Source organism: Pedobacter sp. AC190, assembly GCF_979258025.1.
Genome location: NZ_OZ409824.1, coordinates 798,280 through 824,564 on the forward strand (window position 1 = coordinate 798,280; position 26,285 = coordinate 824,564).

At 35.4% G+C, this 26,285-nt stretch carries 29 protein-coding genes; 20 read left to right on the top strand and 9 right to left on the bottom strand.

Going from position 1 to position 26,285, the window contains the following annotated elements:
- The first annotated feature begins 107 nt into the window (after nt 1–107).
- Entirely contained in the window at nt 108–362 is a 255-nt protein-coding gene (locus ACZZZI_RS03585; protein WP_316759534.1) for a hypothetical protein, read from the top strand.
- A gap of 183 nt (nt 363–545) precedes the next feature.
- Here the strand turns inward: ACZZZI_RS03585 and ACZZZI_RS03590 are convergent, their stop codons facing one another.
- Nucleotides 546–2,765 (bottom strand): NADP-dependent isocitrate dehydrogenase, encoded by a 2,220-nt coding sequence (locus tag ACZZZI_RS03590; protein WP_316759536.1) that lies wholly within the window; start codon nt 2,763–2,765, stop codon nt 546–548.
- Between the two features lie 238 nt (nt 2,766–3,003).
- Here ACZZZI_RS03590 and ACZZZI_RS03595 point away from each other — a divergent pair, with 238 nt between their 5' ends.
- The 12 genes from ACZZZI_RS03595 (at nt 3,004) to ACZZZI_RS03650 (ending at nt 12,870) form a co-directional block, all read left to right on the top strand.
- Nucleotides 3,004–4,335 carry a PQQ-dependent sugar dehydrogenase gene (locus ACZZZI_RS03595; RefSeq protein ID WP_463488576.1) on the top strand — a complete coding sequence of 444 codons (1,332 nt, stop codon included), beginning with the start codon at nt 3,004–3,006 and terminating at the stop codon, nt 4,333–4,335.
- A gap of 80 nt (nt 4,336–4,415) precedes the next feature.
- Nucleotides 4,416–6,464 carry a TonB-dependent receptor gene (locus ACZZZI_RS03600; protein ID WP_463488577.1) on the top strand — a complete coding sequence of 683 codons (2,049 nt, stop codon included), beginning with the start codon at nt 4,416–4,418 and terminating at the stop codon, nt 6,462–6,464.
- Nucleotides 6,465–6,635: 171 nt separating this feature from the next.
- Nucleotides 6,636–7,217: a YdeI/OmpD-associated family protein gene (locus ACZZZI_RS03605; protein ID WP_316759546.1), complete on the top strand. Its 582-nt coding sequence runs from the start codon at nt 6,636–6,638 to the stop codon at nt 7,215–7,217.
- A gap of 159 nt (nt 7,218–7,376) precedes the next feature.
- On the top strand, nt 7,377–8,174 hold the full coding sequence (locus tag ACZZZI_RS03610; protein ID WP_463488578.1) for an SDR family oxidoreductase: 798 nt from the start codon (nt 7,377–7,379) through the stop codon (nt 8,172–8,174).
- 17 nt (nt 8,175–8,191) lie between these two features.
- Nucleotides 8,192–9,112: a helix-turn-helix domain-containing protein gene (locus ACZZZI_RS03615; protein ID WP_316759554.1), complete on the top strand. Its 921-nt coding sequence runs from the start codon at nt 8,192–8,194 to the stop codon at nt 9,110–9,112.
- 2 nt (nt 9,113–9,114) lie between these two features.
- Entirely contained in the window at nt 9,115–9,669 is a 555-nt protein-coding gene (locus ACZZZI_RS03620) for a DNA-3-methyladenine glycosylase I (protein ID WP_316759556.1), read from the top strand.
- Between the two features lie 5 nt (nt 9,670–9,674).
- Complete coding sequence (locus ACZZZI_RS03625; protein WP_463488579.1) at nt 9,675–9,998, top strand: MazG-like protein; 324 nt, start codon at nt 9,675–9,677, stop codon at nt 9,996–9,998.
- Nucleotides 9,999–10,312: 314 nt separating this feature from the next.
- On the top strand, nt 10,313–10,693 hold the full coding sequence (locus ACZZZI_RS03630) for an iron chaperone (protein WP_316759561.1): 381 nt from the start codon (nt 10,313–10,315) through the stop codon (nt 10,691–10,693).
- Nucleotides 10,690–11,103, top strand: coding sequence for a DUF1801 domain-containing protein (locus tag ACZZZI_RS03635; RefSeq protein WP_463488580.1), 414 nt, complete (start codon nt 10,690–10,692; stop codon nt 11,101–11,103). Before ACZZZI_RS03630 ends, ACZZZI_RS03635 begins: the two co-directional genes overlap by 4 nt.
- Nucleotides 11,104–11,181: 78 nt before the next feature.
- On the top strand, nt 11,182–12,027 hold the full coding sequence (locus tag ACZZZI_RS03640; protein ID WP_463488581.1) for a methylated-DNA--[protein]-cysteine S-methyltransferase: 846 nt from the start codon (nt 11,182–11,184) through the stop codon (nt 12,025–12,027).
- 1 nt (nt 12,028) lies between these two features.
- A complete protein-coding gene (locus tag ACZZZI_RS03645; protein WP_463488582.1) occupies nt 12,029–12,286 on the top strand; it encodes an Ada metal-binding domain-containing protein in 258 nt (85 codons plus the stop codon).
- A complete protein-coding gene (locus ACZZZI_RS03650; protein ID WP_463488583.1) occupies nt 12,262–12,870 on the top strand; it encodes an alpha-ketoglutarate-dependent dioxygenase AlkB family protein in 609 nt (202 codons plus the stop codon). Before ACZZZI_RS03645 ends, ACZZZI_RS03650 begins: the two co-directional genes overlap by 25 nt.
- A 5-nt stretch (nt 12,871–12,875) precedes the next feature.
- Here ACZZZI_RS03650 and ACZZZI_RS03655 read toward each other — a convergent pair whose 3' ends face one another.
- Nucleotides 12,876–13,658 carry a hypothetical protein gene (locus tag ACZZZI_RS03655; protein WP_463488584.1) on the bottom strand — a complete coding sequence of 261 codons (783 nt, stop codon included), beginning with the start codon at nt 13,656–13,658 and terminating at the stop codon, nt 12,876–12,878.
- Between the two features lie 377 nt (nt 13,659–14,035).
- On the opposite strand from ACZZZI_RS03655, the gene ACZZZI_RS03660 reads away from it, so the two are divergent.
- Both ACZZZI_RS03660 and ACZZZI_RS03665 read left to right on the top strand, forming a co-directional pair.
- Entirely contained in the window at nt 14,036–14,434 is a 399-nt protein-coding gene (locus ACZZZI_RS03660) for an META domain-containing protein (protein WP_463488585.1), read from the top strand.
- 78 nt (nt 14,435–14,512) lie between these two features.
- A complete protein-coding gene (locus ACZZZI_RS03665) occupies nt 14,513–15,469 on the top strand; it encodes a YihY/virulence factor BrkB family protein (RefSeq protein WP_316759580.1) in 957 nt (318 codons plus the stop codon).
- Nucleotides 15,470–15,522: 53 nt separating this feature from the next.
- Here the strand turns inward: ACZZZI_RS03665 and ACZZZI_RS03670 are convergent, their stop codons facing one another.
- Both ACZZZI_RS03670 and ACZZZI_RS03675 read right to left on the bottom strand, forming a co-directional pair.
- Nucleotides 15,523–16,113: a porin family protein gene (locus tag ACZZZI_RS03670; protein ID WP_463488586.1), complete on the bottom strand. Its 591-nt coding sequence runs from the start codon at nt 16,111–16,113 to the stop codon at nt 15,523–15,525.
- Between the two features lie 24 nt (nt 16,114–16,137).
- Nucleotides 16,138–16,434, bottom strand: coding sequence for a hypothetical protein (locus tag ACZZZI_RS03675; RefSeq protein WP_316759585.1), 297 nt, complete (start codon nt 16,432–16,434; stop codon nt 16,138–16,140).
- Nucleotides 16,435–16,568: 134 nt separating this feature from the next.
- Between ACZZZI_RS03675 and ACZZZI_RS03680 the strand changes: the two genes are divergently transcribed.
- Nucleotides 16,569–17,720 (top strand): tetratricopeptide repeat protein, encoded by a 1,152-nt coding sequence (locus tag ACZZZI_RS03680; protein WP_463488587.1) that lies wholly within the window; start codon nt 16,569–16,571, stop codon nt 17,718–17,720.
- On the opposite strand, the gene ACZZZI_RS03685 is transcribed toward ACZZZI_RS03680, so the two are convergent.
- The 4 genes from ACZZZI_RS03685 to ACZZZI_RS03700 all read right to left on the bottom strand — a co-directional run bounded on the left by ACZZZI_RS03685 (nt 17,717) and on the right by ACZZZI_RS03700 (nt 21,372).
- Entirely contained in the window at nt 17,717–18,178 is a 462-nt protein-coding gene (locus tag ACZZZI_RS03685) for a DUF4268 domain-containing protein (RefSeq protein WP_463488588.1), read from the bottom strand. The two genes, ACZZZI_RS03680 and ACZZZI_RS03685, sit on opposite strands and share 4 nt — an antisense overlap.
- A 64-nt stretch (nt 18,179–18,242) precedes the next feature.
- On the bottom strand, nt 18,243–18,830 hold the full coding sequence (locus ACZZZI_RS03690; protein ID WP_463488589.1) for a riboflavin synthase: 588 nt from the start codon (nt 18,828–18,830) through the stop codon (nt 18,243–18,245).
- Nucleotides 18,831–18,839: 9 nt separating this feature from the next.
- A complete protein-coding gene (gene accC / locus ACZZZI_RS03695; RefSeq protein WP_463488590.1) occupies nt 18,840–20,333 on the bottom strand; it encodes an acetyl-CoA carboxylase biotin carboxylase subunit in 1,494 nt (497 codons plus the stop codon).
- Between the two features lie 16 nt (nt 20,334–20,349).
- Entirely contained in the window at nt 20,350–21,372 is a 1,023-nt protein-coding gene (locus tag ACZZZI_RS03700) for a threonine aldolase family protein (protein ID WP_463488591.1), read from the bottom strand.
- A 220-nt stretch (nt 21,373–21,592) separates the two neighbouring features.
- Between ACZZZI_RS03700 and ACZZZI_RS03705 the strand changes: the two genes are divergently transcribed.
- On the top strand, nt 21,593–22,453 hold the full coding sequence (locus ACZZZI_RS03705) for a BadF/BadG/BcrA/BcrD ATPase family protein (protein ID WP_316759598.1): 861 nt from the start codon (nt 21,593–21,595) through the stop codon (nt 22,451–22,453).
- A gap of 171 nt (nt 22,454–22,624) precedes the next feature.
- On the opposite strand, the gene ACZZZI_RS03710 is transcribed toward ACZZZI_RS03705, so the two are convergent.
- Nucleotides 22,625–23,314 carry an NUDIX hydrolase gene (locus ACZZZI_RS03710; protein WP_316759601.1) on the bottom strand — a complete coding sequence of 230 codons (690 nt, stop codon included), beginning with the start codon at nt 23,312–23,314 and terminating at the stop codon, nt 22,625–22,627.
- A gap of 110 nt (nt 23,315–23,424) precedes the next feature.
- On the opposite strand from ACZZZI_RS03710, the gene pfkA reads away from it, so the two are divergent.
- Genes pfkA through gap form a run of 3 tightly spaced genes read left to right on the top strand, consistent with a single transcriptional unit; the run spans nt 23,425 to nt 26,268 of the window.
- On the top strand, nt 23,425–24,411 hold the full coding sequence (gene pfkA, locus ACZZZI_RS03715; RefSeq protein ID WP_316759603.1) for a 6-phosphofructokinase: 987 nt from the start codon (nt 23,425–23,427) through the stop codon (nt 24,409–24,411).
- 3 nt (nt 24,412–24,414) lie between these two features.
- Nucleotides 24,415–25,257, top strand: coding sequence for a hypothetical protein (locus ACZZZI_RS03720; RefSeq protein ID WP_316759608.1), 843 nt, complete (start codon nt 24,415–24,417; stop codon nt 25,255–25,257).
- Nucleotides 25,258–25,266: 9 nt separating this feature from the next.
- Nucleotides 25,267–26,268, top strand: a complete 1,002-nt coding sequence (gene gap, locus ACZZZI_RS03725) for a type I glyceraldehyde-3-phosphate dehydrogenase (protein WP_463488592.1) — start codon at nt 25,267–25,269, stop codon at nt 26,266–26,268.
- Nucleotides 26,269–26,285: the final 17 nt, after the last annotated feature.

The window sequence follows — 26,285 nt, forward strand, 5'->3', positions numbered from 1 at the left end:
TTATACTGATTTAATTATATTAGTAGTTTAAGAAAACTAGTTACGATGATTATTCTTATAATAATAGAATAACCCAGGTTAACTACAAACAACAGTAAAATAAACAAATGGCACAAAAAAACCTCTCAGAATTAACAAACGAAGAGCTATTACTGGAAGCAAAGGAGATGAAGTCTTTCTCCATAATCAATGCCTTTATTATTGGCTTTTTGGCAGGCATTTTATTTATAAGCGTTTACTTCAGCGCTTACAACCTTTCTTTACTAATACCGCTTTTTTTAATTTATAAATTAACAAATGACCCAAAGAATAAAAAAGCAAAAGAAATAGAAGTGCTCATGAAGGAACGAAACTTACAATAAGAGACGGGCTCAACGTGACAAATAACGAATTTCCTCCCGCTGATTAGGATGATTAACGCAGATTTTAATCGTCGTCATTTCGACGTTACAGAGAAATCCTTAATATAATTACTCCGCTTTCATAAAAACAAAAAGCGCTGGTAAAATAATTTTACCAGCGCTTTTCTTATACCTAAAGCTTACTTATAAACTTGCTAAAGCATTGTTTAAAGTTGCGCTTGGACGCATGGCTTTACCAGCTAAATCATCATTAGGATTGTAATAACCACCAATATTTTGTGGCTTACCTTGAGCACCAATTAATTCTTCATTGATTTTAGCTTCATTTTCAGTTAAAGCTTTTGCTAATGGTGCAAATCTTGCTTTCAAATCGGCATCTTTAGATTGAGCAGCTAAAGCTTCAGCCCAATATAAAGCTAAATAGAAATGAGAACCACGGTTATCAATTGTACCTAACTTACGGCCTGGAGATTTATCAGTAGCCAGGAACTTAGCATTTGCCTCATCTAAAGCATCGGCCAAAATCTGTGCTTTTGTATTGTTTTGCGTTTGCGATAAATGTTCTAAAGAAGCTTGAAGCGCTAAGAACTCACCTAATGAATCCCAACGCAAATAACCTTCTTCTATAAATTGTTCGATGTGTTTAGGTGCAGAACCACCAGCACCAGTTTCGAACAAACCACCACCATTCATTAAAGGAACAATAGAAAGCATTTTAGCAGAAGTACCTAATTCTAAAATCGGGAATAAATCTGTTAAATAATCACGTAATACGTTACCAGTTACCGAGATAGTATCTTCACCTTTTCTGATACGCTCTAAAGTAAATTTAGTTGCTTCAACCGGGGCAAGAATACGAATATCTAAACCTGTTGTATCAAAATCTTTTAAGTATTTGTTAACCTTAGCGATGATTTCTCTATCGTGTGCTCTGTTTTCATCTAACCAGAAAACAGCAGGTGTTTCAGATAAACGTGCTCTGTTTACAGCAAGTTTAACCCAATCCTGAATTGGAGCATCTTTAGTTTGGCACATGCGGAAAATATCGCCTTGCTCTACCTTCTGATCGAAAAATACTTTACCATCAGCATCAGTAACGCGAATTACGCCAGTTGCAGTAGCCTGAAAAGTTTTATCATGAGATCCATATTCTTCAGCTTTTTGTGCCATTAATCCAACATTAGGTACCGAACCCATTGTCGTTACATCGAAAGCACCATGCGCTTTACAATCTTCGATGGTTGCAGTATAAACCCCAGCATAACAACGGTCAGGTATCAATGCTAAAGTATCCTGAGCTTTTCCTTCTTTGTTCCACATTTGGCCCGAAGTACGAATCATTGCAGGCATCGAAGCATCAACTATTACATCACTTGGAACATGTAAGTTCGTAATTCCTTTATCAGAATTTACCATTGCTAAAGCTGGTCCGTTTTCTATTGCCGAAGCTAAAGCTGATTCTACTTCTGCCTGTTTGGCGTTGCCTGCAATTTTTGCATAAACATCACCTAAACCATTACGGGTATCAACATTTAATGATTTAAAAAGGTCTGCATATTTAGCAAAAACATCAGCAAAATAAACTTCTACTATTGCACCAAAGATAATTGGGTCAGAAACCTTCATCATCGTTGCTTTTAAATGGGCTGATAATAAAACACCAGCTGCTTTTGCTTCTTCAATTTCTTTAGCAACAAAGCTTTTTAAAGCGGATAAACTTAGTGCAGAGCTATCTATTACTTCGCCTGCTTTTAACGGAGCTAAACCTTTTAATTCATTTACGGTTCCATCTGCTGCAACAAATTCAATTTTAAACTGACTGGCATCTGCAACGGTTGTCGATTTCTCTGAACCATAAAAATCACCTTCGCTCATGCTTGCCACCTTAGTTTTCGAATCTGCAGACCATTTACCCATTGAGTGCGGGTTTTGTTTAGCATAATTTTTAACCGCCTTAGGTGCTCTTCTATCGGAGTTACCTTCGCGTAAAACTGGATTTACAGCTGAACCTAAAACTTTGGCATATTTAGCTTTGATTGCTTTTTCTTCTTCTGTTTGTGCATTATCTGGATAGTTTGGCAATGCAAAACCTTGCGCTTGCAACTCCGTAATTGCGCCAACCAATTGAGGAATAGAAGCTGAAATATTTGGTAATTTAATGATGTTTGCTTCGGGAGTAGTGGCTAAACCACCAAGTTCAGCTAAAGCATCACCAATCTTTTGGTCGTCTTTTAAATATTCTGGAAAGTTTGCCAAAATTCTTCCCGCTAAAGAAATATCTCTGGTTTCTACATCAATACCTGCTGATGCAGTAAAAGCTTGCACAATAGGTAACAATGAATAAGTAGCCAACATTGGCGCTTCATCGGTTTTGGTGTAGATTATTTTTGATGTATTTGACATATTATATTTGATTTTTTACTACTTATTTAATGAAACAATTGGATTTTTGTTTAAAACCCGTCTTTTTTAAAATCGCCTAAAGATAAAATAATCGATTGAATTTAGGAACATCGTAATGTTATTTATAAGGTGCATTTGATAAACAAAACGCCGTATTTTCTAATTGTTACAAACATAGCTTTGGTTTTTGGTGTTATCATTTGCATAAATCAGTACGATAAACACCTAAGTAAACTCGATGAAAAAACAAATTTTATACTCAGCCCTATTATCATCAGCTGTGCTAGTGAGTTGCCAGTCTAATTCAAATTCCGATAAAGGAAGTGATAGTCTCGAAAACGATACAACCGTAGCCACATCTGTTCAGGAATTGAATCTTCCAGCGCCAGATACCGCAGCATCAAAAAATAAATTCAGCAAAGTAATCGACTGGCCCGCTGGCAAAACACCAATTGCGCCAGAAGGTTTTGTCGTGAGCAGATTTGCAACTGGGATAAAAAGCCCCCGAAATATGATCATTACGCCAAACGGCGATGTTTTAATTGTATTAACAAACTCTGAACGAAGTGCCGTAGAAGCAGTTGCCAATACCGTAACTGGCAAAGCAAAATCGGAAGTTCCAGGTAAAAGTGCCAATTCAATTCTGCTTTACCGTGATGCCGATAAAGATGGTAAGGCTGAAACGATTACAACTTTCCTGAGCGGACTAAATCAGCCTTATGGCATGACCATAATTGGAAATAATTTTTATGTAGCCAATACAGATGGCATTTTACAATACCCTTATAAGCCTGGCGATACAAAAATTACTGCCAATGGGAAAAAGATTTTGAGTCTGCCCGCAGGCGGTTATAATAACCATTGGACCAGAAATTTAATTACCAATGCAGATAAAAGTAAGATTTATGTAACCGTTGGTTCTGGCAGTAATGTTGGCGAAAACGGCATGGAAAATGAAATTAGACGTGCGAATATTTTAGAAATTAATCCTGATGGAACTGGAGAAAAAATTTACGCGAGCGGATTACGTAATCCTGTAGGCGTAGATTGGGCTCCTGGCACGAATATGCTTTGGACAGCCGTTAATGAGCGGGATGGTTTAGGCGATGAGCTTGTACCTGATTACATTACCAGTGTTAAGCAAGGCGCATTTTATGGCTGGCCGTTTTCTTATTACGGACAAAATGAAGATCCAAGAATGAAAGGTAAAAATCCAGAATTAGTTAAAAAAGCAATTGCGCCTGATGTTCCAGTTGGTTCACATACCGCATCTTTAGGTTTAGCTTTTTATAAAGCCACGAAATTCCCTGCTAAATATCAGGGTGGTGCGTTTATTGGTCAGCATGGTTCATGGAACCGCTCTGCATTAACTGGTTACAAGGTTGCATTTGTTCCATTTAAAAATGGCAAACCAACTGGTAAACCTGAAGATTTTTTAACAGGCTTTATCGCAAATGCAGAAAAAGGTGAAGTTTACGGCCGACCTGTTGGGGTAACGCTAACACCAGATGGCGCATTATTAGTTGCGGATGATGTAAGTGGCATTGTTTGGCGTGTAGTCGCTAAATAAATCAAAATACTCAAAAGGCCGAATAAAATTGTAATTTTATTCGGCCTTTTGTTTTTACAGAAACCCTTAAAACCATCCTCTTGAAATTACTTTTTACTTCCGTCCTTTTCGTACTATATGTTTCTGTATCTGCACAAATCTCTAAAACCGATAGCGTAAAGAAATTAAATGAGGTAGTTGTTAATGGCTATTACAATCGTCAACCTATTTTACGTTCCGTTTCAGCCGTTAGTTTGGTTGATAGTAATTTGATTAGAAACCAGCAAAATAGCTCCTTGGTAAGCACATTCAATACAGTTGCAGGAGTAAGAATGGAAGAACGTTCTCCAGGAAGCTATCGTTTATCATTAAGGGGTAGTTTACTTCGATCTCCATTCGGGATTAGAAATATTAAAATATATGTGGATGATTTTCCGCTAACAGATGCTGGTGGAAATACCTATCTAAATCTTTTGGATGCAGCTGCTATAGGTTCTATAGAAGTTTACAAAGGCCCTGAAGCCAGTATTTTCGGCGCAAATACGGGTGGAGCAATCCTTATAAATTCAGCAGAAATTCATAATAAGATCGAAGCAAGCATAACTGGTGGTTCCTTCGGATTGTTGCACCAAACGGCTGGTATTCAGCAGCAATTTAAAAATTACAGTTTTAGCTTTAATCAGGGTTATCAGCGAAGCGATGGCTATCGAGAAAACAGCGCTATGAACCGAAAATATTTCCAAACTACACAACAATGGAATTATAGTGGCTCAGGCTTTTTAAAAGCTTTTATTTTTTATAGTGATTTATCCTACCAAACTCCTGGTGGTTTAACCGCCGTACAGTTAGAGCAAAACCCAAAACAAGCCAGACCCGCTACACCAACCATTCCTGGTGCCGTAACACAGCAAGCAGCTATTTATAATAAAACGATATTTGCAGGACTATCCAACACATATCAAATCGATAAAAATTTTAGGCATGTAGTGGCATTATTTACCTCTTACACCGATTTCAAAAATCCATTTATTACCAATTATGAGCAGCGTTACGAAAGTACTTTAGGTTTAAGAACATTTTTAGAATTCGCGGAAGTTAACGAGCATTTTAAATGGAATGCTCAGGGTGGCGTGGAAAGTTCGGGAACGAGAACACAGGTTAAAAACTTCAATAATAATGCAGGCTCTCCAGCTGCTATGCAAGCTTATGATGACTTAAAGGCTAATCAAAATTTTGCATTCCTGAGATTTAACTTCGATATCAATAGCAAAATACTCATTGAACTCTCCTCGAGCTTAAACTTTTTCCATTATAAATATGAAAGCTTTTTTCCGCTAACAGTTGCAGAACAGAAAAGAAAATTCACCGCAGCGTTTATGCCTAAACTGGCCATGTCCTATTTATTAAGTCCTGAATTTTCAGTACGGGGTTCAATCAGTAAAGGGTACTCCCCTCCTACACTAGCAGAAGTTCGCTCATCTGATAATAATATAAACAATAATTTACAAGCCGAAAAAGGCTGGAATTACGAATTGGGTTTACGCTATAAAACAAAAAACAACCGATTTTATGCCAGCGCAAATTTATTTAATTATCAGCTAGAAGATGCAATTGTAAGAAGGCTTAATGCGAACGATACCGAATATTTTGTAAATGCTGGCGGTACCAATCAAAAAGGTATCGAGCTGGAAACTTCTATTTTAATTCTTCAAAACAATGAAGGTTTTTTAAAAGACTTGCAATTGAAAAACAGTTACACGTTAAGCCACTATCGTTTTGAAAATTTTATAAATGGCAATACTAGCTTTTCAGGCAATAAATTAACTGGCGTTCCTGGAAATGTTATAGCTAGTAGTTTGGAATTTAATTTTCAAAAAGGCTTTTATCTTTTTGGCCAACATAGTTATACATCATCCATTCCGCTTAACGACGCGAATACCGTATTTGCGAAAAAGTACAACTTAGTTGAAGCTAAAGCTGGAATTAGAAATTTAAAAGTTGGAAAAACCAGATTTGAAGTTTTTGCTGGCGCGAATAATTTGCTGAATGAAAAGTACAGTTTAGGCAACGATTTAAACGCAGCTAACAATCGTTATTTTAATGCCGCAGCAACACGAAATTTCTACGCAGGTTTAGCTGCAAAGTTATAAAGCCTTACCTGGTTAGTTTTACCAGATAAGACTCAAAAAATAGAGACAATTTTTCCTTAGCAAGGATCAATAAAAGTAGAGACAGATAAGGAAGGGATAGCTTTTAAGCTGCTGTTGATCGAAATAATATTAAAGAAACTTACTTTATTGTTCTCTAAATAAAAAAAAGTTATGTCACAACAAGATGTAGAAACTTTCTACCCAGTGAGTTCGGCCGATTGGAGAAAGTGGCTTAAAAAAAACCACGAGTCTAAACAGTCAGTTTGGGTTATTCAGTATAAAAAGAAGGCAAATATTCCAACAATTTCATGGAGCGAATCTGTTGATGAGGCTTTGTGTTTTGGTTGGGTCGATAGCATCAGAAAAAGTATAGACGATGAAAAGTTTATGCAGTTTTTCTGCAAACGAAAAGCAAAAAGTACCTGGTCTAAAATCAATAAAGAAAAAATTAAAGTATTAATAGCTCAAAAGCTGATGGCGGAGGCAGGCTATAAAAGTATTGAAATTGCGAAACAAAATGGTTCCTGGACAATTTTAGATGAAGTTGAGGAGTTGAAAATACCTTTAGATTTAGAACTAGCATTTAAAACGAAAGCGGGTTCGGCAGATTATTTTGCATTGTTGAGCAAATCTGTTAAAAAAGCGATATTACAATGGCTTATGTTTGCCAAACGTGTTGAAACAAGAGAAAAAAGAATTAATGAAATTGCCGAACTCGCAGCGCAAGGTTTAAAGCCTAAGCAGTTTAGATAAAAAGTTATTTAAAAACGCAGCGTTTATCCAGTTATTAAAACTTAAATTTTCTATAAATAAGTTATTTTTGCTTCCGTCATTTTGGCTACAAGCTTACTCAATTTAGATACATTGGAATTTCTTCTACCGTGCACCTTTGTTGTACAAAAAGAAAAAGCAATGAAAACTATTTTTATCACAGGCGCCTCTACTGGTTTAGGTAAGGCCGTAGCTAAGTTATTTCAATCGAAAGGCTGGCATGTTATCGCAACTATGCGCAACCCAGAAAAAGAAACAGAGCTAAATTTAATCGAAAACATAACTTTGTTACCACTGGATGTAACCAATATTGATCAGATTGCAGAAACTACAAAGCTTGCAATTGCTACGGGTAATATCGATGTTGTTTTCAATAATGCAGGATATGGTTTAATGGGACCTTTAGAATCTACATCCGATAATCAATTAACCCGCCAGCTAAATACCAATATTTTAGGTGTTATCAGAGTAACTCAAGCTTTCATCCCGTACTTTCGAGAAAAAGGTTCTGGTTTGTTTATATCCACAACGTCTATTGGAGGCTTAATCACTTTCCCTTTCAGTTCAGTTTATCACGCAACAAAATGGGCGTTAGAAGGATGGAGTGAGAGCATGGCTTTTGAATTAAAAAAAATTGGTGTGGGAATTAAAACAGTTTCACCAGGTGGCATAAAAACCGATTTTCTAAACCGATCTGCTGATATGTCTGCGCATCCTGCCTATCAAAAATGGGTTGATAAAATGTTTAAAGGCTTAAACGAAGATCATTTTACAGAAGCCGAGGATATTGCAAAAGTAGTTTATGAAGCCGCAACCGATGAGAAGGAGCAATTGAGGTATGTTGCAGGTGAAGATGCAAAAGCACTTTATGCTCAGCGTTTGCAATTCGGCGATGAAGTGTTTAGAAAACAAATGGCTGAAATGATTTCAGAAAACTAAATCTTTATATTTATAAAGTGAAAAAAGAAGATTTTACCCCTCACCAGTTTGATTCCATATCCGATTTGCATAGGATGCTTGGCTTACCAAAGCCTTTGCATCCTTTGGTAACTTTGGTTGATAACACACATATTTCGGTCGATAAAGAAGCTTTGCCCGCTGCTTTTCTATTTAATTTTTACAAAATATCGTATAAAAAAACACTTAAGGGAAAAATAAGATATGGGCAGGGATACTACGACTTTGACGAGGGTGGCCTTGTTTTCACAGCTCCGAATCAGATACTGGCAACTACTGATGATACTGAATATTTGGGTTATACATTACTGATTCACCCTGATTTTATTAGAAATCATGTTTTAGGGCGAAATATTAAAAACTATGGTTTCTTCTCTTATGCGGCTAATGAAGCATTGCATTTATCAGATAAAGAAAAAAATACTATTATTTCAATTTTCAAAAATATTGAAGAAGAGTTAAAATCTAACATTGATGATTTTAGTCAGGATGTAATTATTTCGCAGATAGAATTGATTTTAAATTACAGTAACCGTTTTTACAAACGACAGTTTATTACCAGGAAAGCAGTTAATCACGATTTATTAACGCATTTAGAAAGCATAATGAATAATTATTTCATCGATGAAAAACCCTTAACAATTGGTTTGCCAACAGTTGAATACCTGGCGGAAAAACTAAACCTTTCGCCCAGATATTTAAGTGACATGCTTCGCTCATTAATAGGTCAGAATACGCAACAATATATCCACGAAAAGTTAATTGAAAAAGCAAAGGATTATTTAACTTCCGATCATTTATCCGTAGCTGAAATTGCTTATCAATTGGGCTTCGAACACCCTCAATCGTTTAACAAAGTTTTCAAAAAGAAAACAAACCTTACCCCAATCCAATTCAAACAATCATTTTATAAAAATTAAATATGTCGTATTGCAGTGCCATCGAATACATGGAGCCCAAAGAAAGAAAGGATTTGCATAAGAATTACCATGATAATTATTATGGTTTCCCTATTCATGATGACAATGAACTTTTTGGCAGGTTAATTATGGAGATTAACCAGGCGGGTTTGAGCTGGGAAACTATCTTAAAAAAGGAAGAATCCTTTAGAAAAGCGTATAACGATTTCAATATTGAAAAAATTGCAGCTTACACGGAAGCGGATTGGGAAAGATTATTGAGCGATGCAGGAATTATCAGAAATCGTTTGAAAATTAATGCAGCCATTGAAAATGCAAAAACGATACTTGCGCTACAGAAAGACTTTGGTTCATTTGAGAATTGGTTAACCTACCACCACCCAAAAACAAAAGAAGAATGGATTAAGATTTTCAAAAAGACTTTCAAATTTACTGGAGGAGAAATTGTTAACGAGTTCTTAATGAGTATTGGTTATTTACCTGGTTGCCATGATAGTAACTGCCCGGTTAACAAAGAGATTCTGAAACAAAAACCGATGTGGTTAGTTAAAAAGTAATTATTATGGAGCATTTGGATTTAAAAGAAGTAATTGATCGTTCTTTAGAAATAAGAAAATCGTATCATGAACTGGAGCGAACGCATCATGGCAGTGAATGGTCTGTTGAAGAAGATGCACTTGCGTTCTTAACAGACGCAGGTTTGGTTGGAAGGCATACCATGTCGCAACAAGGGCGCTGGCCAAAAGCAGATACCAAAGAAGAACTGGAGCATAAACTCGGCGAGTGTGTATGGTGGTTAACTATATTGGCAAATCGAATGGATTTAGATATTAACGATGCGATTGAAAAATTTTTAACAAAGACAGAAGATTTATTACGACCTTAAGATGCTATTTGGTTATGGAATTTAGATGTGCTATTAGGAGATTGAAATTGATTATTTAGTATATAAGCTGCTGGTTTTATTTTAAAAAGAGCTAATTATTTATGATTAAATTAAGGTGACTAAACAGGCTATACAGCACTTGTTGGAGAAAGTGTGCTTATGGAATGTCTTTAAAATCCTTTAGAATAGCATAATTATAGCTGTCTTGAATAGTGTTGCAATATGACCTAAACAACCCTTTTCTCAAACTACATTCCGTATTAATTTTGATTAAGATGAATTAAGTTTTAAATTGTTTTAATCAAATTACAGAGATGGATACGAGCATTGAAAACGTAGAAAGCTATATTGCAACTTTCCCAAAAGAAACACAGAAACTGCTTGAGCAAATAAGGCAAACCATTAGGTCAGTTGCGCCCACAGCCACTGAAAAAATTGGTTATGGGATTCCAACATTTGTATTAAATGGCAATTTGGTTCATTATGCGGGTTATAAAAATCATATTGGATTTTATCCTGGAGCAGCTGGAATAGAAAAATTCCAAGAAGAATTATCTGTTTACAAAGGTGCGAAAGGCTCAGTTCAATTCCCTTTAGATCAACCGCTTCCTTTAAAACTTGTAAGTGAAATTACAAAATTCAGAGTTGTCCAAAATGAGCAGAAACCGACAACTAAAGGCAAAAAGAACTCATGAAAAATACAGTACAATTAAGCGATAAGGAACAGGTTAATCTTTTCATTCAAAACCTCGAAAAAGAACAGGCTGAAATTGTACAGCGCATCAGGGAAATCATTTTAAAAACCGATAAAGAAATAGCCGAGCATATAAAATGGAATAGTCCGAGTTTTTACTATTCTGGAACAATGAAAGCCTTCGATCCAAAAGAATATAAAAGGGATTTAATTGTACTAAATCTTCATAAAGGAAGAATTATGCTGGTTTTACCAACTGGTGCCAAAATAAGTGACACTACGAATTTGCTGGAAGGAAAATACACGGACGGCAGGCGTTTAATAAACTTCAAGAATTTGGAAGATGTAGAATCAAAAGCGGGTAAGCTTCAAACCATTATTAAAGAATGGCTAAAATTAATCGAGAAATAATATTTCTTTTAAATATCGCAAGTATCGGGTAGCTTAAAATTTTTATCAGCACTACTTTTGTATATAAATAATGATCATATGAAAGTTCAAGACGAGATAAACTTTAATCGGATTACAGCTGCCATTAACTATATTCAGGCTAATTTTAAAAGCCAACCTAGCTTAGAAGAAATTGCTGAAAAGGTAAATTTAAGTCCTTTCCATTTTCAAAAACTATTTAGCGAATGGGCTGGTACAAGTCCGAAGCGGTTTTTACAGTATATAAGTATAACTCATGCGAAAAAGCTGCTTAAGGAGAACGAAACCTTATTTAATACGGCTTTGGAAACTGGACTTTCGGGCACAGGCAGATTACACGATTTATTTATAAATATCGAAGGCATGACGCCTGGAGAATATAAGAATGGCGGTGAAAATTTAAATATCAATTACAGCTTCGCCGAAAGTCCCTTTGGCAATTTAATCGTTGCTTCTACACAAAAAGGGATTTGCCATATCGCATTTTACAATGAGGAACTCTCGGCTCTAAGTAATCTGAAAAAACTTTTCCCTTTAGCCAGTTATAAGCAAATGATGGATTTAGACCAGCAAAATGCACTTTTTATTTTCAATCACGATTGGAAAAAGTTAAATCAAATTAAATTACATCTTAAGGGCACTGATTTTCAATTAAAGGTTTGGGAAACATTACTTAAAATCCCAATGGGAAAATTATCTACTTATGGAGCAATTGCCGATAAATTGCAAAATCCCAAAGCTTCGAGAGCAGTTGGAACGGCCATAGGCGATAATCCAGTCGCATTTTTAATTCCTTGTCATAGGGTAATTCAATCGAGTGGTGCGTTAGGAGGCTATCATTGGGGAATGGATAGAAAAAGTGCGATTATTGGTTGGGAAGCCGCGAAAACAGAAACTGATTTTTAGCATGTTTAATGTGTTAAAACATAGTGAGCTAACGCAATCAATATTAAAAAGTAAAATAAGAAATCAAGAGATTTGTTTTGGTGGGAACCTTCGTTTAAAAATTTACGGCAAACTAAGCTGCAAATCGGGTAAGCGTATGAAACCTGAAAACAGGGTATTTTTTAAAACAGAAAAAGAAGCTTTGGAAAACGGTTATCGGCCATGCGGCCATTGCCTTAAAATGAAATATAAAGAATGGATTTATTTAACCAGGAAATAGACATCAATAAAAATCTTTTGCCATACGGAGGAACCGTAAATTATTATGGCAAATTATTTAGCCATACAGAAGCTAATCTGTATTACCAGCTATTAATGGATACAATTGAATGGAAAAACGATGAGGCTTTTATTATGGGTAAACACATCATTACCAAAAGAAAAGTTGCCTGGTATGGAGATGAGTCTTACGCTTATACTTATTCAAATGCATCAAAATTTGCTCTACCATGGACAAAAGAACTCTTAGAATTAAAAAAAATAGCAGAAGAAAAAACAGGCACAAATTTTAATTCGTGTCTGTTAAATTTATATCATAATGGTGATGAGGGCATGGCCTACCATAGCGACGATGAAAAAGCTTTAGCCAAAGATTCGGCAATTGCTTCGATAAGTTTTGGTGCCGAAAGAAGATTCCTGCTTAAGCATAAGCAAACTAAAGAAACCATAACCACCTTTTTAGAGCATGGAAGCTTACTAATTATGAAAGGTGCAACCCAAACCAATTGGCTTCATCGATTACCGCCAACTAAAAAAGTAAACACGCCAAGGGTAAATCTTACTTTTAGAACGATGGTTGTATAACCTGCTTATTTGAAATCGCTTAAATCAACAATTTTATTACTGTCGTATTCTTTTAAAAACATCGATCCCTTAGCACTTTTTTCCCAGCTGTAATTCTGCATAATATCTTTGGTAAAGGTAGCTGCATTTAATTTCCCTTGTGTTACGGGCAAATCAAAGGTTTCACCTGTTTTATAATTTACCTGATATAAAGAGTTCGATGTTGCGAATACCAATGTAGTCCGATCGCCAGAATTTAATAGAAAACGACCTTGAATACGTTCCGCATCATTTTGTCTTTTAAGCGGATAAACCATTCCGTTAATCAGCGTTACCACAAAATCATTATTTACTAAAACTGTGCTCAAACTAATTTCCTGTAAGCCTATAGTTACCTTTTTATCATCCCTTCCGTTAGAAGCGCGCTCCAGTTTTATTGCATCGGTTTCGCCATCTTTTAAAGAAATAATATAAAATGGAGAAACTAAATTTGAACTATCTGCTACCTGAGCCAAAACTGCAGTTTTCTGTGTATTTAAAAACCTCATCAGGAAAAACTTATCTGCTAAGGGTTTCGGATCATCCTGAACAGCGATTAAAGTATCCTTAAACTTAATCGCATATGTATCGCCCAATTTTCTACCTGAATCTATTTTAACAAAAGCTAACCCCTCTCCTTTTACCTTTGGAAATTCGTTAAAACTTTCACCTAATTTTAAATCTCTGGGATGAATTACTTTTTCATTTTTTTGTTCCTTGCAGGCCAAAAGTGTTAGGGATAAAAATAAAGTTAGTAGTGTCGTTTTCATAAAATGCAAGTTGTTTTTTTGGCTAATTTATTACCTTTTTTGTTTCTAAAAAATTGAAATACGTTAAAAATAAAGATTGTAGTTTTTGGTTAGTTAGAAACAGATTATTTTAAAATCAAATTTAGCAAGCAAAAATAGAAATTCAATCCTTTATGGATTCATTGATTATTTTATTGTTTTCGATATTTTAATTAGCATATAAATTCTAAAAAAAGCAAAAACATTATTCACTTAAATTAAGTATCAAAAAGTAAACAATCGAATTTCTTAATAACTTGTGAGAACTACTACAGCCGCCTAAATAAGGCAGAAAACAATACTTAGCATTAACTGTAGCATTTGGTTTAATTTTTGCGTTTAAAAGAAAAACAAATATTATGAGACATATAATCATCCTAGGCATCATTATCTGCCTTTTCAGTTCTTGTTTAGAAAAAATCGACCCAAAATCATTAACCAATACAAATTGGCAATTAACAGAATTAACAGGTAAAACTTTGCCAGCTAATTCGGTAGCAACCCTTAATTTTGCTGAGGACTTAAAATTCAGCGGCAAATCTTTCTGTAATAACTATGGTGGTCAGGCTGTAATTGAAAATAATAAAGTTAGCCTTAAGAATGTTTTTGGAACAAAAATGTTTTGTCAGGAAACAGCATCAGAAGAAAATGCTTTTTTAAGTGCTTTAAATGAAACCAGTTCGGCTAAAATGGTGGATGGTAAATTGCATTTGTTAAAAGGCGAAGAAACAATTCTAATTTTCACGAAAGTAAATTAATATAAATTAACATTTACTGATCAGTCCGAATAAACTATTTTTAGTATTTTCGGACTTTTCAGTTTTTAAACCCACCGAATGCCCCTACTTTTAAAAGAAGACTTAAAGTTTTTTTTCTCAACCTTGAGGAAAGCGTTTAATATATTTCAAAAAAACGATCCTTTAAGACTTGCAGGAGCAACCGCATTTTTTACCAACTTCGCATTGCCTCCGATCCTGATCATTTTAATCAGGCTCTTTGGAATGTTCACCGACAGGCGTTTACTGGTTACTCATCTTTTTGAAAGATTAAATAATATACTTGATGATGAGAGCATTGCTCAAATCAGATTAACGTTGCGCAACATCAGAGGTATTGATCAAGCCTGGTACATCACCCTTTTTAGTTTTATTTTCTTTCTATTTGTAGCTACAACACTGTTTAATGTAATTAAAAATTCGTTAGAACAGATTTGGAACATTGCTATGAAAGATAAAAAAGGAATTGTAAATACCTTAAAATCAAGAGCCATTTCTGTAACTATAATTTTGCTGGCAGGTATTTTATTTTTATTTGGCTTACTTGCTGATAGTGTTCAGGCAATTATTGGTTCGTATCTTAAAACGAATTCGCCATCCTTCGAATTGGTTATCACCTCTATTATTAATCAGATCATTTTTGTAATCATTGTAACTGCCTGGTTTAGCATACTTTTTAGGTTTTTAACTAACGGAAGACCAACCTGGAGGGCAGCAATATCTGGTGGTTTATTAACTGGCTGTCTTTTTACCGCAGGGAAATATATTTTAAGAATTTTATTGCCATTGAGTAATATCAGTAACATTTATGGCTCGGCTGGTTCCATAATTGTAATTATGCTCTTCGTATTTTATTCTTCACTTATATTTTATTTTGGAGCATCGTTTATCAAAGCCTTAAGCGTGGGCAGAGAAACACCTATCGTACCTAAAAATGGTGCATTTGCTTATGAACTTACGGAGGTTGAAAATGAGATTGAAGAAATTATTGCAAATAAAAAAGGAGAAGCTAAATAATAGCTTCTCCTTTTTTTATACTTAGCCGAGTTTTTTACAGCTTCATATAATATTTACAAAATACGATAGCCCAGGCCAATTGTAAATAAATTTAACTTTGTTGGTGGGTAACCGTCTTTGTTAAGCTTAGATAGACCCAGTTCGTAACGGGCATCGATACTAAGCTTTTTGATGTCTAAACCTGCACCAAATTGCCAGGCAAATGCCTGATCTTTAAAATTACCCTGAAAAACATTTCCAGTTGCCTGTCCTAAACTTTGGTTTTCATCTAAAATTAAAGAAAACATTGGACCAGTATTTATTCTCAAACCAACACCTGCAGCACCGAATTTAGTACCGACTAGTAATGGTACATCTAAACTGGTAAAGCGAACCTGATTTACGGCACCAGTTGCATCGCTAATTAAATTGGTTTTCTTGCCTGAAACATATAATTCAGGTTGAAAATAAATACCAGCAGCACCTACCCTTGCCCACAATCCACCGTAAAACCCTGTTCGGTTATCACTGCTAAAAGTATTTTCGGTATCAAATTTCGAAAAATTTGCACCAGCCTTTATTCCGAGCTGGAAAGTAGGCAGAACCTGTGCACTGGCACAAAAGCCAATAAACAAACAGGTTAAGGTAAGATAAATTGATTTCATAAAATTAGGGATGATTAATAGTTTTTAACTTGTTGCATTATTAATAGCCTCTTGCTCTTTAAGCGCATCAACATTGTTTTTATCGCCAAAGTTTTGAGTCTTATCTGCAAAGTAATCTAAAATACCTGATATAGTATCCAAATTATCAGCAAGATTTTGATGAATATCTGGTAAATCTTTTTCCAGGCGTTTTTCGCCCAACTCTATATTGTCGACTTCGATTTTACCAATTTTTTGAATAAGTGCCTGTTGAGAATTTTGTAAATCTTCTAACTCACGCACAATCTTTTCCATTAATTCAAACTTCTTTAAAGTATTCATAGGTTCTTATTTTAATTTTTAAATGTTCAAATAATAAACCCTTATAGTCCAATTTTGTTTTTTTTCGATAAATTTTAAACTAAAAATTGGAATTAACGAAAACAACTAATAAATTAGTTTTAAATTAAAAAACGATGAAAAAGTTATTTTCAGTTTTATTTTCGATGTTATTGAGTTTAGCACTCTTCGCTCAAAGTGAGCCTGCACTTGATAAAGAAAAACTTTTCGACTTATATCAATCTCAAAAATATGGCGAAGCTGCGGTTTATCTAAAAAGTGTATATGGCGATGATGTAAATGATTTTAAAATCATTACTCAAATCGGTTACTGCTATTTAATGAATGGCGACAATGCAGAAGCAGAAAAGTTTTACATTAGGGCTTACCAGCAACAACCGCAAAATCTTCCAGTACTTTTTAGTATTGCGAGGTTAAATTCAAAAAGAGGAAATGTTGAAAAAGCAAAATTCTATTACGGCGAAATAGTAAAAATTGATAGTAATAATTTTAGTGTTTATAAGCTTTTGGCAGGTTTATATAATTCAAATAAAGATTCTACTAAACTAATTTACCTTTTAAAGGCCAGTAAAATTAATCCACAGGAAGGCGATGTGGCATACGACTTAGCGGATGTTTACATGAAATTTCAAGATCGAGAAAAAGCATATCAAGTTTTGAATGTTGCAATTGCTGCTGATACTGGAAATATCGTTTTACAAAAAGCAATACTTCCTGTTGCTAATTTTCTAAAAAAGTACAACGAAGTTATTATATCAGGAGAGAAAATTTTACTAGCAGATGCCGATCCGAATGTGATAAAGGATGTGGCCAAAGCTTATTATTATCTTAAAAATTACCAGAAAGCGATCAATTTATTTAAGCTTTTAGAACTGGCGAACATGCAAAATGAAACAACCTTGTACTTAACGGCTTTATGTTACAGAGGCATTAAAAACTACCCTTTGGCAACAACATATACCAAAAGAACAATTGATGAAGGTATATCGACTAATACAGCCGAATATTATGCTTTACTTGGATTAGTTTATTCGGAGAGCGATAAAGTAAGTCAGGCTAATGCGGCTTATAAAAAGGGGTTGGAATATAAGGCAACTCCAAATATTTACTACCACCTCGCAGTTCTATACGATACTAAGCTAAAGCAAATGAAGAACGCCCAGAAGTATTATAACTTATACCTAAAAAGCAAGCCTAACGCAAAAGATAACAAGGAGGAAATTGCCTTCGTAAAATCGCGTATTGAACAAATTAAATCAGCAGATTAACTTAAATCTTCGAACACTGGTTTAACATTATCCCAAAATTCATCAAGCGCAATAATTCGGGGTTTGAAGAAGGAGATTAATTCTGGCCAATGCTTTTGACTGTAAATATTAACATTGATTAATTCAGTTGTAATCAAGCTCACGGTTTTTCCAAATTCGTCGGTTGCATCTTGTATCCAATCCCAGTCTTCGTTTAATGTAGCGCTTAGCATCGATTTAAATTCTTCGAACTGATTGAAAATTAAATGCCTTACTCCAGGATCAGGATGGGTGAGTTGAATGGATATAACTGCTTTTTTATTATCGACATCCATTTTGAAGAAAATCTGCTTTACACCAGTTTTATAATTTATCCAGTGTACGGTTGAGCCACTTGCTGATGGAACAGGTTTCATGTATTGCCCAAAACTTATCCAAAATTGCTGGCGCAAGCGTGTGGCTTCTTCTTTACTATACATTAAATTAATTTACTGATTTCGATTTTTTAGCGTCTGATTTATAACGATCAAGATAAATTTTGTTTTATTTATTGCCCATCAGGCGAGCAACATATTTACCAATAATATCAAATTCTAAGTTAACTGTATCACCGACCTGAACTTCCTGTAAATTAGTATGCTCAAATGTGTAAGGAATTATAAAGACAGAAAATTCATCACTTTGTGAATTTACCACTGTTAAACTGATGCCATTAACACAGGCTGAGCCTTTCTCTACCATAACGTTACCAGATGAAGCATCATACTTAAATCGATATTCCCAGCTACCATCTAATTCTTCACGCTTAATACATATTGCGGTTTGATCTACATGGCCCTGAACGATGTGCCCATCCAGGCGGGCGTTCATTTGCATACAACGCTCTAGATTTATCTTACTCCCAACTTTTAGTTGCCCTAAACTGGTTTTACTCAACGTTTCATCAATTGCGGTAACGGTATGGTTTCCATCATTTAAAGCCACAACGGTTAAGCAAACGCCATTGTGCGCCACACTTTGATCGATTTTTAACTCGTGGCTAATTGCTGAGGCAATAGTAAAGTGAATGTTTGTATGCTCTGTTTTAATGGCCGTTACTTCGCCAAGCGTTTCTATAATTCCAGTAAACATTATTTATGATTAAAATTTCAATCTGTTTTTTCTCCAATCGGATGAAGTTTCTGTAACCTGTTTTACAATGTCAGTGCTCCCACCCTTTTGAAATAATTTTGCAGCAATAATTGCAGCGATTAACGCTTCAGTTTCATCCTCATTTTTTAAACTTTCGCTATTAAAATATTTGCCTACAAAATGAGTATCAAACCGTCCTGTTTTAAAAGCTTCGTGCTGCATTACAAATTTACCAAAACCTAAAGTAGTTTCTATCCCTGTAATCTCATATTCTTCAATTGCCCTAACCATTCGTTCGATGGCTTCTTCCCGATCTTTCCCAAAGGTGATCAGTTTGGCAATCATTGGGTCGTAATAAATGGGTATTTCCATCCCTTGCTCAAAACCATCATCAACCCGAACGCCGTTCCCTTTTGGAGTTTTGTAGGTATGTAAAGTACCAATATCTGGCAAGAAATTATTATTCGGGTCTTCTGCATAAACCCTAAGTTCAATTGCATGACCGCTTATTTTCAAATCTTCTTGCGTAAAGCTCAACTTTTCGCCAGCGGCGACTTTTATTTGCTCTTTAACTAAATCTATCCCTGTAATCAGTTCAGTTACTGGGTGCTCTACCTGTAACCTCGTATTCATTTCAAGGAAGAAAAAGTCGAGATTTTCATCCAGAATAAATTCAACCGTTCCTGCACCGGAATAATTAACTGATCGGGCAACATCTACAGCACACGCCCCCATTTTCGCCCTTATTTCTTCGGTTAGTACCGATGAAGGTGCTTCTTCAATCACTTTTTGGTGTCGCCTTTGAACAGAGCATTCGCGTTCGAATAAATGAACAATATTGCCATGATTATCGCCTAAAACCTGTATTTCAATGTGCCTTGGTGAGGTAACATACCGCTCGATAAAAACAGCACCATCTCCAAAAGCAGACGTTGCTTCGCTAACAGCCAATTGCATTTGCTCTTCAAAATCATCAGCCTTTTCTACAATCCGCATTCCTTTGCCACCACCACCTGCTGCAGCTTTTATCAAAATTGGAAAACCAACCTCAATGGCCCTCTGTTTTGCTTCATTAACATCCTGAATTGCTTCTTCGGTTCCAGGAACCATGGGGATATTATATTTTAAAGCCGCAGCTTTTGCCGACAATTTATTACCCATAATCTCCATTGCCTGTGGCGAGGGACCGATTAAAATTAAACCCGAATCGGCAACCAATTTTGCAAAACCAGCATTCTCTGATAAAAATCCATATCCTGGATGTATCGCTTCAGCGCCTGTTTTTTTTGCTGCATCAATAATTTTTTCTCCTAAAAGATAACTTTGATTAGACGGTGGAGGACCAATACAAACTGCTTCATCGGCGTAACGGACATGTAAGGCATTACGATCGGCTTCTGAAAAAACAGCAACCGTTTTTATACCCATTTCTTTTGCAGAACGCATAATACGCAATGCAATTTCTCCACGATTGGCAATAAGAATTTTTGAGATTTTAGACATTTGGTTAAATACTGAATTACAAATGTAATATTATTTCTATCGCACGCTCAATCATCTCTGCACTAAGATCCAGGTGGGTTACCAAGCGTACCGTACTTGAGCTTGTTGTGTTGCAGAGCAAGCCTTTTTCTTTAAACTGGTTAACAATTTTATCTGCAGATCCTTTTTCAACTTCAAAAATTACAATATTGGTTTCTACTGGCATTACCGATTTTACATAACTTACCGCACTTAAAGTTGCGGCTAAAGTTTTAGCATGGTCATGATCCTCTTTTAATCGTTCTACATGATTATCTAGCGCATAAATACCAGCAGCAGCAAGAAAACCAGCTTGTCTCATTCCGCCACCAAAAGCTTTTCTTATTTTCCTTGCCTTGTGAATGGTGGCTCGATCGCCTAATAACACAGAACCAACAGGCGCCCCAAGCCCTTTAGATAAACATACTGAAATGCCGTCGAAATATTGACCATAATCATGTGCTTTATCACCAGTAGCCACCAACGCATTAAAAATTCTGGCTCCATCCAAGTGTAATTTTAACCCTTTAATATTGCAAAGATGATGAATCGGTGCAATTTGCGATAAAGTATAACAACTTCCACCGCCCTTATTTACTGTATTTTCTAATACCACCAAGCTCGAATTAGGATAATGAATGTTATCCTCATTAATTTCTGGCTCTATAAGTTCGGGCGTTAAAATGCCACGTTCGCCATAAAGCAATCTAACCGAAGCGGCAGAATGAAAGGCAATACCACCAATTTCGTAACGGTAAACGTGCGCTGTCTGATCGCAAATTACCTCGTCCATAGGTTGGGTAAAACACTTTATACCGATTTGATTAGTCATGGTACCCGAGGGGCAAAATAAACCTGCCTCCAAATTAAAAATATTTGCAAGTTTTGTTTCCAAAGTATGAACAGTTTCATCTTCTCCGAAAACGTCATCGCCAACTTTAGCGCTCATCATAGCATCGAGCATACCCGCTGTCGGTTTGGTTACCGTATCGCTCCTGAAATCCAAAATTTTATTAATCATATCGATAAAAATTGTAAAATATTGTTGACGTATAAAAAATAATACCAATGCCTTATTTGGTATAATTTTAAGGTTTTAAGCTGATTAAACAGCTTATATAGTGTATTTTTTACACACTTAAATTTCAACAACAACAAATTGTTAAAAAATTATTAAAAAAAAAGATACAAAATATAAGAGTTTTTATACTTTTATCGTGCTAAAACCAAAAATAAATAAAATGATAGTAATTGCAGACGGTGGATCTACCAAAACAAATTGGTGTTTGATTAACGAGGCCGGCAGAAAAATTTACTTTAATACCGAAGGCTACAATCCTTATTTCTCAAAAGAGGAATACATTGTACAATCTTTAAATGAAACTCTTCCGGACCACTTAGAAAGAGAAAAATTAACAGCGGTTTATTACTACGGTGCGGGTTGTTCTACACCTGGTAACAAGAAAATTGTTGCTGATGCCATGAAACAGATTTTTTTAAATGCAGAAATTTTCGTTGGTCATGATTTACTTGCTTCTTGCAGAGCACTTTTAGGAAACGAGCCTGGATTTGCTGCTATTTTAGGAACTGGTACAAATTCATGTTTGTATGACGGAAATGACATCACTTTAAATATCGATTCATTAGGTTATTTCTTAGGCGATGAAGGTAGTGGCTCTTACATCGGTAAACGCATATTAAGTGATTACATGAAAGGTTACATGCCTAAAGGTTTAAGAGAGGCTTTTTATGATAATTATGCTTTAACTAACGAAGATATCTTCGACAATATTTACAATAAACCACTGCCAAACCGTTTCTGCGCAAGTTTTAGTAAATTTTTATACGATTTTAAAGATACTTACGAAGATTACACATACAAAACGATCGATTATGCTTTCACTGCATTTTTCGAAGCTTTGGTTGTACACTACCCTAACTACAAAGACCATAAATTAAATTGTGTAGGTTCTGTAGGTTATAGTTTCCGCGATATTTTAAGTATTGTTGCCGATCGTTACGAAATGGGTGTAGGTAAAATTATCCGTTCGCCAATAGATGATTTGGTACATTACCATTTAGAGTTAGCTCCAAAGGGATAGTTTAGAGTGAAAAGTATAAAGTTTAGAGTTTAAGGTTTAGAGTACAAAGTTTAAGTTCTATCAATAAAAAAGGTTCAGTTTGAAATTTCAAACTGAACCTTTTTTATTGATAGCCTATCGGCTTAACGCCTTTCAACTTTTTACTTTTTACTTTTTACTTTAGCTATCAGCTTAAAAAGATATCTCTTTACCAAAAAGCTTGGCATATTTGCGTTTATCAAACCTGTATAAAGTAGCAGCTCTGTAAGAAACACCTTTTTGTTTTTCATCAAGCTCTTTCAAAACACCAAAGCTTACAATTTTCTTTCTAAAATTTCTTTTATCGAGTTTTTTACCTAAAACCAATTCGTAAACATGCTGCAATTGCGTTAATGTAAATTTCTCAGGCAGCAATTCAAAAGCAATCGGTTGATGCTTAATTCTACGCTTGATTTTTTCAAGTCCTTTATCATAAATCTTTTGATGGTCGAAAGCAAGTTTTGGCAAATCGGTAATTGGCAGCCAGTTTGCCTGCTTTGCATAATTACTTATCGGACGAAGATCTTTATCTCCGCCTAAGCGAATTAAAGCGTAATAAGCCAAAGTAATCACACGCCCCTGCGGGTGCCTTCCTGGATCTCCGAAAGCATAATATTGCTCCATATAAATCCCTCGTAAACCAGTTAGTTCATATAAAATACGGGCAGCAGATTGGTCTAAACTTTCGTCAGCACCAACTATATTTCCAGGTAAAGCCCACCAATCTTTAAAAGGTTCTTCATTCCTTTCGATGAGCAAGATTTTTAATTCCTTACCGTCGAATCCAAACAGCACACAGTCAATCGAGAAAACGGAATCTAAATGAGGTAAAATTTGTTCCAATGTAAAATTTAGTTAATTTAAGCGTTAAAGGTATGACTTTCAATATTAAGTAAAAAAAATAAAATAAATTACTTAGTGTAGAAAATACACACTATATTCGTAGTACGAAGATGAAACCAAATATTAAAAATATAGCTGTACTTACTTCAGGAGGCGATGCGCCAGGCATGAATGCTGCGATTAGAGCCGTTGTACGTACAGGAATTTACCATGGCATCAGTATGTTTGGTGTTATGCAAGGCTACCAGGGTCTTATTACAAACAACATAAAACCAATGGACGCCCGTTCTGTAAGCAACATTTTACATTTGGGCGGAACGATATTAAAAACAGCACGTTGCTTAGAATTTAAAACAATTGAGGGCCAAGAAATTGCTTATAATAATTTAAAAGCAAACGATATCGACGCTTTAGTTGTGATTGGTGGAGATGGTACTTTTACAGGTGCTAAACTTTTTGGCGAAAGATATGGCGTAAAAGTTATCGGCATACCTGGTACTATAGATAATGATTTAAGCGGATCTGATTTTACTTTAGGATATGATACCGCAATAAATACAGTAATAGAAGCAGTAGATAAAATCAGAGATACGGCTGATGCACACGATAGATTATTTTTTATCGAAGTAATGGGTCGGGATTCTGGCTGTATTGCCCTAAGAAGCTCTATAGCGAGTGGTGCTGAAGCTGTTTTATTACCAGAATTTGAAACCAGTGTTGATGAGTTAATTCAAAAACTGACTTTAGGTGCAGCGACTAAAAAATCATCAAGCATTGTTATTGTAGCCGAAGGGCATAAACAAGGTGGCGCTTACGAAATTGCCAAAAAGGTTAAAGAAACTTTCGATCATTACGATACAAAAGTTACAATTTTAGGTCATTTACAACGCGGAGGTAGCCCAAGCAGTTTTGACAGAATTTTAGGAAGCAGATTAGGCTTTGCGGCTGTAAACGCACTAATAGCTGGAGAAAGTGCTCAAATGGTTGGTTTACGCGGTAACGAGATTAAATTAACCAGTATTACAGATGCATTAAGTAGCCATACTTTTAAATTAGAGAACGATTTAATGGAGATGACGGAGGTTTTATCCATATAAAATATGATAGCAGTTGTTTATAGCGGTTCGAGAACAGCTTTTTGGAAACTTACCCAAAATGGAGTGGTTGTAGCGCATTGTAACACCACTGGTATCAATCCTTGCTTTGTTGATCCTAAAACAATTCTTCAAATTTTAAACAAGAAGGTAGTTTTAGTAAATAATGCAGAAAGTATAAAGAAAATTTATTTCTTTGCCGCTGGAGCATCATCACCAGATAGAAAAGAGGAACTTGCAAAAACTTTGTCATCTTTTTTTAGATATAGCAAAGTTGTTGTAGAAAATGACTTATTTGGCGCCGCTAAGGCAGCGTGTTTTGATCAGTCGGGTATTGTGGCTATGTTAGGAAGCGGTGCAAACTGTGCTTACTTTGATGGCAAAAAGCCTTTGGATAATAATTTTGGCATGGGCTATATTTTAGGGGATGAGGGCTCGGCAAACTATCTTGGCAAAATGCTTTTAAAAAGTTTTTTAAATAAGAAATTACCAAAAGAACTTGAAACTAAATTTAGCAGAACTTATGTTTTGGAGCGTTCTCAAATATTTGAAAGAATTTATAACAAGCCCCAGGCGAATATTTTTTTAAGTTCGTTTTTTGATTTTTTTATTCAGAATAAAAAACATGGCCATATTATTAGGATGGTAGATGAAGGGTTTGAAAAACATTTTCAAACATATATTTTACCAATGGTAGAAAAATATCCCAACGAGGACTTACATTTTGTAGGTACTATAGCGGCAGAATTTGAAGACAGGCTTAGACATACGGCAGAAAAATACGATTTAACTATAAAAAGCATAACTAAAGAACCTATACTTAATTTATTAAAACATTACATTAATTAACAAAAAACAATGAGCAAAATTGGAATAAACGGCTTTGGCCGTATTGGCAGACTGGTTTTCAGAGCTGCTTTAAAAAGAGGTTTAGATATTGTAGCAATTAACGATTTAATTGAGCCAGATTATATGGCTTATATGTTAAAGTATGATACTACTCACGGCAAGTTTGATGGGACAATTGAAGTTGTTGATGGAAATTTAGTGGTAAACGGTAAAACTATTCGTGTTACTGCAGAACGTAATCCTGCTGACTTAAAATGGGATGCTGTTGGTGTTGAAGTTGTAATTGAATCTACTGGTTTATTTTTAACACGTGCTGATGCTGAAAAACACATTGCTGCTGGTGCTAAGAAAGTAGTTTTCTCTGCTCCTGCTAAAGATGCTGATATCCCTACTTACGTAATGGGTGTTAACCATGATAAATTAACTGCAGACCAAACAATTGTTTCGAATGCATCTTGTACTACAAACTGTTTAGCACCAATTGCTAAAGTATTAAACGATAACTTCGGTATTGTTGAAGGTTTAATGAGCACAATCCATGCGGTAACTGCAACACAAAAAACTGTTGATAGTCCATCTGCTAAAGATTGGAGAGGTGGCCGCGGTGGTTTCTCTAACATTATTCCTTCATCTACAGGCGCTGCTAAAGCAGTAGGTATGGTTCTTCCTGAGTTAAAAGGAAAATTAACTGGTATGTCTTTCCGTGTTCCTGTTGCTGATGTTTCTGTTGTAGATTTAACAGTTCGCTTAGAAAAACCAGCTACTTACGAGCAAATTAAAGCAGCTATGAAAGCAGCTTCAGAAAGCGGATCATTAAAAGGTGTTTTAGGTTATACTGAGGATGAAGTTGTTTCTTCTGACTTCGTTGGTAACGATCACGCTTCTGTTTTTGATGCTGGTGCAGGTATTTCATTAAATGATAACTTCGTAAAAGTTGTTTCTTGGTATGATAATGAGTGGGGATATTCTTCTGCTCTTGCTAAATTCGTAGAATACTACGCTAGCTTATAATAAAAACATAGCCTAAC